Origin of the sequence: Bradyrhizobium sp. B025, assembly GCF_042257955.1 — a bacterium.
Taxonomy (GTDB): Bacteria; Pseudomonadota; Alphaproteobacteria; order Rhizobiales; family Xanthobacteraceae; genus Bradyrhizobium; species Bradyrhizobium diazoefficiens.
Genome location: NZ_CP170150.1, coordinates 3,591,524 through 3,605,941 on the forward strand (window position 1 = coordinate 3,591,524; position 14,418 = coordinate 3,605,941).

General features: G+C 64.6%; 10 protein-coding genes and 2 pseudogenes. 8 read left to right on the forward strand and 4 right to left on the reverse strand.

Annotation, left to right across the window (positions count from 1 at the left end; translation table 11 throughout):
- Nucleotides 1–44: 44 nt before the first annotated feature.
- Nucleotides 45–1,286, reverse strand: a complete 1,242-nt coding sequence (locus ACE10W_RS16370; protein ID WP_304552682.1) for an amidohydrolase family protein — start codon at nt 1,284–1,286, stop codon at nt 45–47.
- A 142-nt stretch (nt 1,287–1,428) separates the two neighbouring features.
- Here ACE10W_RS16370 and ACE10W_RS16375 point away from each other — a divergent pair, with 142 nt between their 5' ends.
- Nucleotides 1,429–1,848, forward strand: a complete 420-nt coding sequence (locus ACE10W_RS16375; RefSeq protein ID WP_028170906.1) for a nuclear transport factor 2 family protein — start codon at nt 1,429–1,431, stop codon at nt 1,846–1,848.
- A gap of 174 nt (nt 1,849–2,022) precedes the next feature.
- Nucleotides 2,023–2,931, forward strand: a complete 909-nt coding sequence (locus ACE10W_RS16380; RefSeq protein WP_304552685.1) for an amino acid ABC transporter substrate-binding protein — start codon at nt 2,023–2,025, stop codon at nt 2,929–2,931.
- Nucleotides 2,932–2,998: 67 nt separating this feature from the next.
- Here ACE10W_RS16380 and ACE10W_RS16385 read toward each other — a convergent pair whose 3' ends face one another.
- Entirely contained in the window at nt 2,999–4,225 is a 1,227-nt protein-coding gene (locus tag ACE10W_RS16385; protein WP_304552687.1) for an MFS transporter, read from the reverse strand.
- Nucleotides 4,226–4,317: 92 nt separating this feature from the next.
- Between ACE10W_RS16385 and ACE10W_RS16390 the strand changes: the two genes are divergently transcribed.
- The 4 genes and pseudogenes from ACE10W_RS16390 (at nt 4,318) to ACE10W_RS16405 (ending at nt 7,920) form a co-directional block, all read left to right on the forward strand.
- A complete protein-coding gene (locus ACE10W_RS16390) occupies nt 4,318–4,803 on the forward strand; it encodes a MarR family winged helix-turn-helix transcriptional regulator (protein ID WP_028170909.1) in 486 nt (161 codons plus the stop codon).
- Between the two features lie 2 nt (nt 4,804–4,805).
- Nucleotides 4,806–6,854: an FUSC family protein gene (locus tag ACE10W_RS16395; protein ID WP_304552690.1), complete on the forward strand. Its 2,049-nt coding sequence runs from the start codon at nt 4,806–4,808 to the stop codon at nt 6,852–6,854.
- Complete coding sequence (locus ACE10W_RS16400) at nt 6,851–7,057, forward strand: DUF1656 domain-containing protein (protein WP_304552692.1); 207 nt, start codon at nt 6,851–6,853, stop codon at nt 7,055–7,057. The genes ACE10W_RS16395 and ACE10W_RS16400 overlap by 4 nt, the downstream gene beginning before the upstream one ends.
- Nucleotides 7,054–7,920 (forward strand): annotated as a pseudogene (locus ACE10W_RS16405) (efflux RND transporter periplasmic adaptor subunit). The gene ACE10W_RS16400 and the pseudogene ACE10W_RS16405 overlap by 4 nt, the downstream one beginning before the upstream one ends.
- Nucleotides 7,921–8,586: 666 nt before the next feature.
- Here the strand turns inward: ACE10W_RS16405 and ACE10W_RS16410 are convergent.
- Complete coding sequence (locus tag ACE10W_RS16410) at nt 8,587–9,798, reverse strand: acyl-CoA dehydrogenase family protein (RefSeq protein WP_304552694.1); 1,212 nt, start codon at nt 9,796–9,798, stop codon at nt 8,587–8,589.
- Nucleotides 9,799–9,853: 55 nt separating this feature from the next.
- Nucleotides 9,854–11,479, reverse strand: coding sequence for a long-chain fatty acid--CoA ligase (locus ACE10W_RS16415; protein ID WP_304552695.1), 1,626 nt, complete (start codon nt 11,477–11,479; stop codon nt 9,854–9,856).
- Nucleotides 11,480–11,653: 174 nt separating this feature from the next.
- On the opposite strand from ACE10W_RS16415, the gene ACE10W_RS16420 reads away from it, so the two are divergent.
- On the forward strand, nt 11,654–13,498 hold the full coding sequence (locus ACE10W_RS16420) for a flavin-containing monooxygenase (protein WP_375762607.1): 1,845 nt from the start codon (nt 11,654–11,656) through the stop codon (nt 13,496–13,498).
- 5 nt (nt 13,499–13,503) lie between these two features.
- A pseudogene (locus ACE10W_RS16425) lies at nt 13,504–14,307 on the forward strand (shikimate dehydrogenase family protein).
- The last annotated feature ends 111 nt before the right edge of the window (nt 14,308–14,418 follow it).

Consider the following 14,418-nt stretch of genomic DNA (forward strand, 5'->3'; position numbering starts at 1 on the left):
GCGGGCCGCGGGGCGGGCGCAAGGCACGGCAAGGTGAGGGCTGCTCAGCGTCCGGGGCTGAACAGAGTGGGCCGCTGCCGCGCAAAAGTCTGCCGGCCAGCCTTGAAGCCCATCATGACATCAGGAAGCTCGGCGATGGCGAAGCGGCTGTCTTGCGTGTCGAGCACGATGAGATCGGCGGGATTGCCGACCTTGATGCCGTAATCGCCGAGGTTCATCAGCCGTGCCGGCAGTTCGGTCACGAGATCGAGGCAGATGTCGAAGTCGCTGACCGAGGCGTGGGCGACGTTGGCGTAGAAATTCGCCATCCGCAGCAGCGAGGCGTCGCCGAACGGCGTGAACGGATTGAGCACGTTGTTGGTCGCGACCGAGCACAACACCCCGTCTCCGGCGAGCTTGTGGGCGAGCGTCAGTCCGCGCGGCGCGTTGTGGGTGGCCTCGCGCCCCATCAAATAGAGATCGGTCGCGGGCAGCACGGTGACGGCAACGCCGGCTTTCGCCAGTTGCGCGGTGGCGGCTTTCAGCGGCTCCGGCGGCAACGCGGAGAGTTTCGTGGCATGACCAACCGCCACGCGTCCCCCGTAGTTGTGCCGCTCGGTTTGCCGGCACACCTCGTCGAGGTGCCACCAGGATGGGTCGAGGTCGAAATCGAGATGGAGATCGACGTCGACGTCGAATTCCTGCGCGAGATTGAAGATGCGCTCGAGGTGAGCATTCGGGTCGGTGTCCATATAGGGACAGCCGCCGATGGTCTCGCCGCCGTCGCGCAGCGCCTGGATCAGCAGGTCCTCAGCTCCGGGGTCGTTGGTCAGGCCCTCCTGCGGAAAGACGCAGAGCGACAGGTCGATCGCCCAGGCATAGTCGCGCTTGAGCGCCTTGACAGCTTCGAAGCCACGCAAGCCGATACGCGGGTCGATCTCGACATGCGTGCGCATGCGCGTCGTGCCGTGCACGATCGCGCGCTCGAGCACGCGGGCACCGCGCGCATAGACGTCCTCGACCGTAAAGTCCTTTTTCATCCCGGCAACGGCACGGATCGCCTCCGAGACGCTGCCGTGATTGTGCCCGCAGCGGCCGAGCAGGCAGGCCTTGTCGAGGTGGATGTGGGTGTCGACGAAGCCGGGCAAAGCGAGGTGTCCGCCGACATCGACCTCGACGGCCTCGCAGGTCAGCCCTGGCTCGATCGCGGCGATGCGGCCGCCCTTCACGCCGATATCGACGGGTGCGGCGGATGATCGCAACAGCGCGTTCCGGAAGATCAGGTCGAAGGCGGTCTGACTGGTCATGGCACTTGCGGGCGGAATTTAGAGCAATCGGCCGAGATTGGCGGCTCCAGATTGTCGGCAGTCTAGCGAAGGAAATGTTCAAAATATATGCACGGAGTTCGCGGGAGTGGCGTTAGTATTCCGCAAACCCGGGAGAATTAGCATGTCCGTTGCCGCACGAGCCGAAACCGCTCCGTTGTCCGATGCCGCGATTGTGGAAGCCTATCTTACGGCATCGATGATCCCTGATCCCGATGCTGCGGCAGCCTATATGGCGCCGGGTACGGTGATTACCTTCACCGGCGGACGCGAGTTCGATCATCCGCGCGGCCCGACAGGCTTCAACGCCAAGCGCTACCGCTGGGTCAAGAAGAAGATGGACCGATTCGACGTCTGCCCCGGCGATGGCGAAACCATCGTTTATAGCGTCGGCACGCTTTACGGCGAGTGGAAGGACGGTACACCGTTCGAGGGCAACCGTTACATCGATCGCTTCGTGGTGCGGAACGGCAAGATCACCAAGATGGACGTCTGGAACGACAGCGCGGAGCGCATCCTGGTCCAACGGAGCATCGACGCGTAAGGGCTATCTCGGTGCCCGGGCCGAGCCGCTCCGCCGGAGACAACTGCCGCGCGTCATATCGAAAGTCGCGATAGCTGGTAGACGCGGCCTCGTCTGGCGGCTGGCGCATGTCTGGGCTATCACCGCCGCGATCGCGTCTCGACACGAGTCGACGACCCCCTTGAGGAGCAGCCGATGCGCTTACCCACCGTTATCCTGGCCCTGACATGTCTTGCGGGCGCAGCTTCAGCCGAAGACCTGTCGGGCACGCTCCAGAAGGTCAAGGAGACGAAGAAGATCACGCTCGGCTATCAGGAGGCGTCCGTTCCTTTCAGCTATCTGGACGGAAACCAGAAGCCGGTCGGCTTTGCCATGGACATCTGCCTGAAGATCGTCGACGCCGTGAAGAAGCAGCTTGGCATGCCCGACATCGCCGTCGAGACTCTCGCGGTGACGTCGTCGAACCGCATCCCGCTGATGGTCAACGGCACGCTCGACCTGCATTGCTCGGCCACCACCAACAATGCCGATCGCCAGAAGCAGGTCGCCTTCACCAATACGCACTTCCTCAGTGCGACGCGGTTTGCAGCCAAGAGGGCCGCCAAGATCAACACCATCGACGATCTCAAGGGCAAGGCGGTCACGGCGGTGGCCGGGTCGGTCAACCTGACCCAGCTCGCCAAGGTCAACACCGAGCGCACTCTCGGCATCAATATCATGCCGGCCAAGGACCAGGCCGAGGCCTTCCTGCTGCTGGAGACCGACCGCGCCCAGGCCTACGCGCTCGATGACGTCCAGCTAGCGGTCGCGATCGCGCGCGCCAAGGAGCCGGCGCTGTTCATGATCAGCGAAGAAACGTTCTCGAAGCCCGAGCCCTACGGGATCATGCTGCGGCGGGAGGACGCGCCGTTCAAGGCACTGGCCGATCGTGCCACGGCAGAGCTCTATGCGAGCCCGGAGATCGAGGTGCTCTACAAGAGGTGGCTGGAATCGCCGACGCCGCCGAACGGCCTCAACTACAACGTCCCGATGTCGCCGGCCCTGCGCAACGCCTACAAGAAGCCGAGCTCGAGCGCCGATCCTGATGTCTATGTGGTCAACTGAGGCGAGGGCGGTTTTCACCTCTCCCCGCTGGGGAGAGGTGGGCACTGCGAGCTCAGCTTGATCTAAGTTAGCGCGTCCGCGGCGTATCCAGCAACTGGCCGGCCAGCGCCGCGCCGATTGCTGCAATCGCAGCCATCGCCAGCGCCCAGGTCGCGAACAGCCGATGACCGATCAGCGCGCCGCTCAAGAGCGGGGCGCTGATGTTTGCGCCCGACATCAGGGACTGATTGAGACCCATGATCATGCCCTGGCGGTTGATCGCGGTCGAGCGCGACAATTCCGCGGTCAGCGTGCTGCGGGCGAACATGGTGCCGACGATGATCAGCGTCAGATAGATCGCGAGCAGGCTGACATTGTTGCCAGCCGCCAACCCCGCAAATCCAAGGCCCATGCAGGCGAACGCTGCCATCACGATGGCGCGGTCGGAAGCGATCAGGTTCGCGCGCGCGATCAACAGTCCCTGGACCATCATGTTGATGAAGCCCGCATAGGCGAACATCCAGCCGAGCTCGCGTGCCCCGAAGGGATGCCCGTCCCAGGAGAACCGCGCCGACAGGAACAGGCCGATCTGCGACAGGAACATCGAATTGACGAAGAAGAAGACGATGAGCAGGCCGAGCAGCCGCCAGGCGTAGCGCATGCCGAACAGGCTGCGCGTCAGCGTCGGCTCAGGCACGCGATGCTGGTAGAGCGGCTCGGAGGCCGGATGATCGGGCGGGAGCAGGGCGATGGTCGCGAACATGCTGATCAGCGAGAGCGCCGCCGCAGCCCAGACTGGCGCGGTCTGGCCGTAGTGCACGAGGAAGCTCGACAGCGCGGGGCCGAGCAGCAGCCCGGTTCCGATCGCGCCGCTGGTCATGCCGAGCGCCTGCTTGCGCGTTGCCGGCGCGCTGTGCTCGGCGGCATAGGCGTGAGCGACCGAGATGTTGCCTGATGTCAGGCCGTCGATGATGCGCGCCAGGAACACCAGTGTCAGGTTGCCCGCCAATGCCAGCAGCACAAATCCGATGAACGTCCCGATTTGGCTGACCAGCAGGACCTTTCTGCGACCGTAGCGGTCCGAGACCATGCCGACCACGGGGCCGGCAACGAGCTGGCAAACGGCATAGACTGAGATCAGCGCGCCGAGCTGGAAGGGCGTGGCGCCGAGTCGCTGCGAATAGAATGGCAACAGCGGCAGGATGATTCCCATTCCCGTGGCATCCACGGCTACGACGACGAAGGTCGGGACGAGCGCCAGCGCGCTCTCGCCCGCTATCGCCTCTCGTATCTCAGTCGCGGAACCCGGTCCCATCCTGCGTTGTTCCCGTTCGCATTTGCGTGATCGATCGCGCTACGCCGGGTTATATAGTTGCAGGCTAATAGTTCGCGTCCTATCTAATTTGCATGGCACCCTCGCAAGGCTTTATCCATGCCGAAATCGGCCGGCTCATCACGCGCCTCGGCAGGATGTGGCGGCGCGAGTCCGATCAGGCCTTGTCCGATCACGGCCTGTCCTATGCGACCGCGATTCCGCTGCTGCTGCTGTCGCGCCAGGGTGAGAACGTGCGTCAGGGCGTGCTTGCCGACGAGCTCGGCATCGAGGGGCCATCGCTGGTGCGTCTGATCGACCTGCTCCAGGCCGAAGGCCTGGTGGAGCGCCGCGAGGACCCGACCGACCGGCGTGCCAAAACGCTACATCTGACGAAGGCGGGCGAGGCCAAGGTCGAGGAGACCAATCGCGTGCTGCGTAGGGTGCGGGCAAGCCTGCTCAAGGATATCGGCGCGGATGAACTTGCGATAACCTTCGAGACGCTCCAGCGCATCGAGCAGCGGGCCGGTCGCCTGCATGAAGCCAAGATGTTTGCCAGGACGTTTGCAGAGTCGAAATAGTCATGCGCGCAGACGAGCCGTTCCTGGTCCGCCACGCGGACCTCGTTTTCGCTTTGAAGACGTTCGCCGCGTCGATGCTGGCGCTCGTCATCGCGCTCGCCATGGACCTGCCGCGGCCCTATTGGGCGATGGCGACAGTCTACATCACCTCGCAGCCGCTGGCGGGCGCGACCAGCTCGAAGGCGTTCTTCCGGGTGATGGGCACGCTGGCTGGCGCGGCCATGACGGTCGCGCTGGTGCCGAACCTGATCGATGCGCCGGAACTCCTTTGCCTCGCCATCGCGCTCTGGGTCGGGCTCTGTCTTTATCTCTCGCTGCTCGACGGCACGCCGCGCAGCTACGTCTTCATGCTGGCCGGATACACGGTCGCGCTGATCGGCTTTCCCTCGGTGTCGGAGCCCGGCGCGATCTTTGACACTGCGGTGGCAAGGCTTGAGGAGATCTCGCTGGGTATCATCTGCGCCAGCCTAGTCTCGACCATCGTATTTCCCCGCAGCGTCGCGCCTGCTGTGGCTCACCGGGTCGACGCCTGGCTGGCGGACGCGCGGCGCCTCAGCCAGGTCGTGCTGTTGCGCGAGGGCACCAGCGAAACGCATCGCGCCAAGCGCCTCAAGCTCGCGACCGACATCGTCGAGATCGACACGCTCTCCACCCATCTCGCCTATGACCGGCTGACCGATCGCAATGCGGTGACCGGCCTCGGTGAAATCCGGCTGCGCATGCTGACGCTGTTGCCGGTGATGGCCTCACTGGAGGACCGGCTGGCGGCGCTCGGCGAGGAGGCCTTGCGGCGGCAACCCGGGCTGAAACGGCTCCTGGAGGATATCGCGCAATGGATCGCGAGCGATGTCGGCGCGCGCCAGCCGGCCGAGCGAATCCGGGCCGCGATCTCGGAGCAGCAGGCGGTGCTCGACGACGGCGCCGACTGGGAACGGATCATCACCACCAGCTTGTTGTTGCGGTTGCGCGAGCTGGTCGACCTCTCGCGCGATTGCCGTGCGCTGACCGAGGCGATTGCCGAGAGCCGCAATGTTGCAACGATCGACCTGGCCTTTCATTCCGAGGCCGGTGCCGCGCCCGTCCGCCACCGCGACCGCGGCCTTGCATTGTGGTCGGCGGCCGGCGCGGTCGTGGCCATCCTGATCTGCTGCGCGTTCTGGATCGGGACCGGCTGGCCGGACGGCGCGTCGGCGCCGATGATGGCGGCGGTCGCATGTTCGTTCTTCGCCGCGCAAGACGAGCCCGCGCGCTTCATTCGCAGTTTTGGTCGGTGGTCGCTGGTCGCCATCGTCGTCGTTGCGGTCTATCTGTTCGCGGTGGTCCCTGCGATCTCCCATATCGAGGTCCTGGTGGTCGCACTCGCGCCGACCTTTCTGCTCTACGGCTTCTTGATCGGCCGTCCGGCTACGGCGGGAACCGGGACGGCGCTCGCGGCCAACACTGCAACCCTGCTTGCAATCCAGTCGACCTACAGCGCGGACTTTGCGTCCTACGCCAATTCCGCCGTTGCCTTCTTCGTCGGCATCGTCGTCGCCGAGATCGTGACGCGGATCGCGCGCGGCGTCGGCGCGGAATGGATCGCCAATCGCCTGGTGCTGTCGAACTGGAAGTCGATCGCGGTCGCCGCCGAACGGCGCGGCAAACGCGACCGCGCGGAGTTTGCGGGTCTCATGCTGCACCGGCTCGGGCTTCTGGTGCAGCGTATCGCGTTTCTGTCGGAGAGCGATCGCCGCGATACCGACAGCCTCGTCCAGCTTCGTATCGGGATCAACATCATCGACCTGCGCCGCGCGCGTTACGGGCTTGCGGCATCCACCATTGCCGTCATCGACGACATGCTCGATCGGCTCGCCATCGCCTGCCGCAGCTATGCCGGGAGCGGCATGCCGGCCGAGCTGCTGACCAGCGTCGACCGGGCGCTGGCCCAGGCGGTGAAGGATCCCAATGACAGCGCGCGCGAAGACGCCCTGATCGGCCTCGTCGGCATCAGGCGCGGCCTGTTCCCGGATGCACCGGCCTATCGGCCGCGCGCAGAAAGTGTTGCGGCATGAGATATGTGATCGACATCTACGGCGTGCTCGTGCCGTCGCTCCTGCTTTGGATCATTGTCGCTTACGTCCTCAGCGCGATTCTGCGCCGGCTCATGCAGCGCTACGATCTCTACCGGCTGGTCTGGCACCGTGCGCTGTTCGATTTTTCGATCTTCGTCTGCCTTCTCGGCGGCGTCGTCTACCTCTCGGAGTATCTTTCATGAAGGGCAATTTCGCCTGGCTCGGCCGCCTCGCGCTGACCGTCATCGTTGTCGTCGCCGCGCTCGCAGTGGGCCGCGAGCTCTGGGTCTACTACATGGAGCAGCCCTGGACCCGCGACGGCCGCGTCCGCGCCGACGTGGTCCAGGTCGCGCCCGACGTGTCCGGATTCGTGACCGAGGTGCTGGTCAAGGACAACCAGAAGGTCCGCCGCGGCGACGTGCTGTTCCGGATCGACCGCGAACGTTTCGCGCTGGCGCTGCGCCAGGCCGAGGCGTCGGTTGCGGGTCATCAGGCGACGCTCGATCAGGCCAATGCCGATCTGAAGCGTTACAACGCGCTGACGACCGACGCGGTGTCGCAGCAGAAGCAGGAGCAGGTTCTCGCCACCCAGCTCCAGGCTAAGGCATCCTTCGATTAAGCCGTGGCCGATCGCGCGTTGGCGCAGCTCAACCTCGACCGCAGCGAGGTCCATGCCTCCGTGAACGGTGTGATCACCAACATGGACCTGCGCCCCGGCGCCTACGTTACGGCCGGGAAGGGCGTGATGGCGCTGGTCGATACCGACACGCTGCATGTGGAAGGCTACTTCGAGGAGACAAAGCTCGCGCGCATCCGCACCGGTGACAAGGTGCGGGTTCGCCTGATGGGCGAGAAGGTCACGCTGTCAGGCCGCGTCGAGAGCATCGCCGCCGGCATCGAGGACCGCGACCGCGCGGAGGGAGCCAGCATGCTCGCCAATGTCAACCCGACCTTCAGCTGGGTGCGGCTGGCCCAGCGCGTCCCGGTGCGCATCGCGCTCGATCCGGTGCCTGAGAACATGTCGCTGGTCGCCGGTCGCTCCGCGACGGTGGAGGTATTGGACTAGCGCAGCGAGCAGATGGATCGCGCCTGGCTTGGGGAAAAGCCGGCAATAAGCGTTTCAATGCCAAATCGTAGGGCTAATCCTGATTCGCGTGTGTGAGTCGGGGGAGCGTATGGGCGTTTGGTTTTTAGTCCTAGCAGCCTGCGTCGTCGGCGCGTTGCTCCTTTTGGCATTCTGCCGATAGGGCCGACTGCGGATGCTCTTGTTGCCGCGAAACATCAGCGAGCCGCTGAATAGCGGTTCCAGACCGATGGTTTTTGACTGTGCATGGATGAGCGCGTTCACTTCCAGCGTTGGAGGCGGACGTGAGTTGGTTGCTTGTGCTTATCATCGCTGCGAGCGCAATGGTGTTGATCGCTCATGCGATTGACGCGATGCGTTCCTGATACTCTTTGAGACCCGGTTTCATCGGTAGTCAAGTAAGCCAAGAGAATGTTCCGCGGCCGGCGAGTGTCAATTTGAGGAACTTGGCCCCGCGAGCCAAGGTTGTCACAGCAGGAGGAATACGATCATGCTTATGTTTTACTTGCCGATCATAATCTTCAACGCAATGCTCGAAGCAATTACGAAGCAGAAGAATGTGCCGGTATCCATCGATGAGCCACCAAGCTTCGATTAGACTCCGATCTCAATGCGTTGGCTTCGATGCTTGCTGAGGTCAACGTCCCCTCAGGCATTTGAATACTTCTTCAGCTCGAACCGTGCGATCTGGTTCCGGTGTACCTCGTCCGGGCCGTCAGCGAGACGCAGCAAACGTGCGGTGGCATAGGCCTGAGTCAGGCCGAAATCGTTCGAGGTGCCGCCGCCGCCATGGGCCTGGATCGCCCAGTCGATGACCTGGCAGGCCATGTTGGGCACGGCGACCTTGATCATCGCGATCTCGCTTTTCGCCACCTTGTTGCCGACCGTGTCCATGGCGTAGGCGGCGTTCAGCGTCAGCAGCCGGGCCTGCTCGATCATGATGCGGGCTTCCGCGATGCGCTCCTGCGTCACCGTCTGCTCGGAGACCGGCTTGCCGAAGGCGACGCGGCTGCGCACGCGGCGGCACATCTTTTCCAGCGTGCGTTCAGACAAGCCAATCAGGCGCATGCAGTGGTGGATGCGGCCGGGGCCGAGGCGCCCCTGCGCGATCTCGAAGCCGCGGCCTTCGCCGAGCAGCATGTTCTCCTTCGGGACCCGCACATTGGTGAAGACGACTTCGGAGGCGCGGTCGGGTACGCCGTAGAAGCCGAACACGGGGAGGGGACGCTTCACCTCGATGCCTGATGTATCCATCGGCACCAGGATCATGGATTGCTGCTTGTGGCGGTCCGGATTGTCAGGATCGGTCTTGCCCATGAAGATGCAGATCTTGCAGTGCGGGTCGGTCGCGTTGGTGGTGTACCATTTGCGCCCGTTGATGACGTAATGGTCGCCGTCGCGCACGATCGAGCTCTCGATGTTGGTCGCGTCGGACGAGGCGACCGCAGGCTCGGTCATCGCGAAGCAGGAGCGGATCTCACCCGCGAGCAGCGGCTTCAGCCAGCGCTCCTTGTCCTCTTTCGTGCCGTAGCGCTCCAGCACCTCCATGTTGCCGGTGTCGGGCGCCGAGCAGTTGAACACTTCGGGCGCAAGATGCGAGCGGCCCATCACTTCGCAGAGCGGGGCATATTCGAGATTGGTGAGGCCCGCGCCGTGGCTCGATTCCGGCAGGAACAGGTTCCAGAGGCCTTCCGCGCGCGCGAGCGGCTTCAGTTCTTCGACGACGGGATAGACCTTCCAGGGCCCGAGCTCCTCGGCCTCGCGGTAGAACCGTTCCTCATTGGGATAGATGTGCCGGTCCATGAAGCTTTCGAGCTTGCGCTTGAGCTCGACGACTTTGGGCGACATCGGGTAAAGCATCTTACGTCTCCTTGATCGATGGACGGCGCGGACTTCAGCGTGATCACGTGCCGCTTCAAGCGACGCGGTATTCCCTGAACTTCTCGCGCAACGCCGATTTGAGCACCTTTCCGGTGCCGGTCATCGGGAATTCGTCCAGGAACTCGACGGCGTCAGGCATCCACCAGCTCGCGATCTTCGGGCGCATGTGGTCGAGCAGCGCCTTGCCGTCGACGGTCGCGCCCTTCTTGCGAACCACGAGGAGCAGGGGACGCTCCTGCCACTTCTCATGCGCAATCGCGACCACGGCAGCTTGCAGCACGTCGGGATGAGACAAGGCGACGTCCTCGAGCTGGATCGAGGAGATCCACTCGCCGCCGGACTTGATCACGTCCTTGGAGCGGTCGGTCAGCGTGACGTGGCCCTGCGGGTCGATCACGGCCATGTCGCCGGTGATCAGCCAGCCGTCGCGGTCGAGGCCTTCGTCGAGCTTCATATAGCCCGAGGCGACCCAGGGACCACGCGCGCGCAGATGGCCGACGGTCTTGCCGTCGCGCGGCAGCTCGACGCCGCCGTCGTCGACGATGCGCAAGGCGGTGCCGAAACAGGCGCGGCCCGAGACCTGTCGGCGGTCGAACTTCTCCTTGTCGCTGAGGTGCTCCGAGCCGGGACGCAGGCCCGGCATCGAGCAGCCCAGAGCCTCGGTCATGCCCCAGGCCTGGATGTAGTCGATGTTGTAGTCGCGATTCAGCTTCTCGACCATGGCGCGCGGCGGGGCCGAGCCCGACGACAGCGTTGCACGCAGGGTGGAGAATCTGTTGCCGGTGCGGCCGAGCCAGTCGAGCAGGATCAGCCAGAAGCTCGGCACCCCCGCCGACAGCGTCACCTTCTCGCCTTCGAGCAATTCATACAGCTTGTCCGGCTCATAGTTGCGGCCGGGCAGCACCAGCTTCGAGCCGGTATAGGGCGCGGTGAACGGCATATTCCAGCCATTGCCGTGGAACAGCGGCGCCATCGGCATCATCACCTCGCGCACGCCTTCGACGTGCCCGGGCAGGAAGTCGAAGCTGCTGCAGGTCATGGTCTGCAGGATCGCGGCGCGGTGCGAATAGATCACGCCCTTGGGATTTCCCGTCGTCCCCGAGGTATAGCAGATGGTGGAGGCGGATTTTTCGTCGAACTCCGGCCAGGTGAAGCCGGCGTCGTTCTCTCGTCCGAGAAGCTCCTCGTAGCAATGGACGTTTACAAGCTTCGTCTCCGGCATCCGCTCGCGCGAGGACATCACGACGTAAGCCTCGATCGTCTTCAATTGCGGCGCGATCGCCTCGACGATCGGCAGCGTGGCGCGGTCGACGAACAGCAGGCGGTCTTCGGCGTGGTTGATGATGTAGACGAGCTGCTCGGGAAACAGCCGCGGATTGACGGTGTGCAGCACATAGCCCATGCCCGGCGCGGCGTAGAACATCTCGAAATGGCGGTGGGTATTCCAGGCCAGCGTGCCGACGCGGTCGCCTTGCTTCATGCCGAGACGCTTCAAGGCCAGCGCCATGCGCTTGATGCGTGGGAGAGCGTCCGCATAGGTGTAGCGATGGATGTCGCCCTCGATCTCGCGCGCGACGATCTCCGCCTCGCCGTGATAGTCGGCGGCGTACTGGATCAGGCCGCTGATCAGGAGCGGCATGTCCATCATCAATCCCTGCATCATTTCCTCCGGATCGCCATGTCGTTGCATGGCGCTTGTGATTTGCGCGCGAGGTTACCGGAACGTCACGCGCCGTTCACGCAAAAAACGGCAGACGTGATTGCATGCGTCACTTTTTCAAGGCTAACGTGAGGAGAGCTGCCGGCGAAGCAGCGTCTGTCGTGGAGGAAATGGATGTCAGCGGAAAGACACAAGACCGGCGCAGCCGGCGCACCTACGGTCGATCTTTCCGCACTTCGCGCGCGCTATCGCGACGAGCGCGATCGCCGTCTGCGCGCCGAGGGCAAGGCGCAATATGTCGAGGTATCAGGCGATTTCGGCCGCTATCTCGACGATCCCTGGGCCGATCCCGGATTTGCGCGCGAGGCCGTCAGCGAAGCGACCGAAGTGCTCATCGTCGGCGGCGGCTTTGGCGGCCTGCTCTGCGGCGCGCGCCTGCGCGAGGCCGGCATCGCGGATTTTCGCATGGTGGAAAAGGCCGCCGACTTCGGCGGCACCTGGTACTGGAATCGCTACCCCGGTGCGGCCTGCGATACCGAGAGCTACATCTATCTGCCGCTGCTGGAGGAGACCGGCTATATGCCGGTGCGCAAATATGCGCGGGCGCCGGAGATTTACGAACACTCCCGCCGCATCGGCCGCCACTTCGGCCTGTACGAGCGCGCGCTGTTTCAGACCGTCATCTCGCGCATGGAATGGCAGGAGCGGGAGGCGCGCTGGCTCGTCGAGACCGATCGCGGCGATCGCATCCGCGCGCGGTTCGTCATTCTGGCCGGTGGCCCGCTGAGCCGGCCGAAGCTGCCGGGCATTCCCGGCATCGAGAGCTTTGCGGGACACAGCTTTCACACCAGCCGCTGGGACTACGCCTACACCGGCGGTACGGCTGAAGGCGGTCTCGCCGGCCTTGCCGACAAGCGCGTCGGCATCATCGGCACCGGCGCCACCGCCGTGCAATGCGTGCCGCATCTCGGCCGCTCGGCGAAGGAGCTCTATGTCTTCCAGCGCACGCCGTCGGCGATCGGCGTGCGCGACGACCGGCCGACGGATCAGACCTGGGCGCAGAGCTTCAGGCCCGGCTGGCAGCGCGAGCGCATGGACAATTTCACCGCGGTGATCTCGGGCGAGCCGTTCGAGCAGGATCTGGTCCAGGATGGCTGGACCGGCCTGCTTGGCGAGATCCTGCTCGCGCCGCGCCGCCAGCCACAGCCGGTGACCTCGCTGGAGGAGGCGTTGAAGGTCATCGAGCAGGCCGACTACCGCAAGATGGAGGAGATCCGCGCGCGCGTCGATGCCGTGGTGAAGGACGAGGCGGCCGCGGCCGCGCTCAAGCCCTGGTACAAGGCGTTCTGCAAGCGGCCGTGCTTCCACGACGAATATCTCGACACCTTCAATCGCCCCAACGTGCATCTCGTCGATACCAAAGGGCAGGGCGTCGAGCGCATCACGGAGAATGCCGTGATCGTCGATGGCAAGGCCTATGAGCTCGACTGCCTGATCTATGCCAGCGGCTTCGAGGTCGGCACCGATTACGCCCGCCGCATGGGCTTCGAGGTCTATGGCCGCGACGGCATGAACCTGTCCGAGCGCTGGCGCGACGGCGTCAGGACGATGCACGGCTTCTACAGCCGCGGCTTCCCGAACTGCTTCCTGATCGTCACGGTGCAGGCCGGCCAGAGCGCCAACTTCCCGCACATCATCGACGAGCAGTCGCAGCACATCGCCTATGTGATCGATCAGGCGCGCAAGCGCGGCGCCAGAACGCTGGAGCCGACGCTCGCTGCCGAGAACGCCTGGGTCGAGGAGGTCGTGAAAGCCGCGCTCGGCCGTCAGACTTACTTGGCCGAATGCACGCCCGGCTATTACAACAACGAGGGCGTGTTCGATCCGATCGCGGCAAGAAACAGCCAATATTGGCGCGGGCCGGTGGCGTTCCTGCGGTTGCTCGACAAGTGGCGCAAGGAGGGCAATTTGGAGGGGCTGGAATTGAGTTACGAGACCGCTGCGGAGGCCCGGGCTTGAGCGGCATGATCCCGGCCCCGTCAGGCGCCACGCGGCTCCACGTCATCGTCGGTGATCCCATCGCGCAGGTGCGCTCGCCCGCGGGCGTGTCAGCCGCCTTCGCCGCACGGGGGCACGACGGCATTCTCGTGCCCGTTCAGGTCGCCCTGGGGGATTTGCCCGACTTCCTCTCGGTGGCGGCGCGGTTGAAAAATCTCGACGGCATCGTCGTGACCATCCCGCACAAATTTGCCTGCTACCAGGCCTGCACGAGTGCGACCGATCGGGCGCACTTCCTGCGCACCGTGAACCTGATGCGCCGGCGCGCCGACGGCTCATGGCATGGCGATATGGTGGATGGCCTCGGCTTCGTCGGCGCGGCGCGGGCAAAGGGGATCGATCCCGGCGGCATGCGCGCCCTTCTGGTCGGCGCCGGCGGCGCCGGCTCGGCGATCGCGCTCGCGCTGGTCGAGGCCGGCGTCGGCGAGCTCGCCATTCACGACAGCATGGCCGAGCGCCGCGACGCGCTGATCGGCCGGCTCAATGGGCTCGGCAAAGCGCCGGTGCGGACCGGCACCATGGACCCCGCCGGCTTCGACTTTGTCGCCAATGCGACGCCCGCGGGGATGAAGGACGGCGATCCGATGCCGGTCGACGTCGCGCGCCTTGCGCCGTCCGCCTAATGCGGCTGCGTCATCACCAGGCCCGAAGTCTCCCCCTTCCTCGCCGCGGCCCGCAAGATCGGCTGTGTCACGGGGACCGGTACCGACATGTACCAGCAGCACCAGAGCATCATGGTGGATTTCCTGCTGGGAGCGGAGGCTGGGTGACTTGCGGACGTCGCGACTTGCCGGTGTCAAGAGCTTTGCTTGGATCGATTGGTCCTGTCGGGACTTGAGCGATCGCAACCGACGTAGGATCATGCGCGCGCGCGAGCCGGT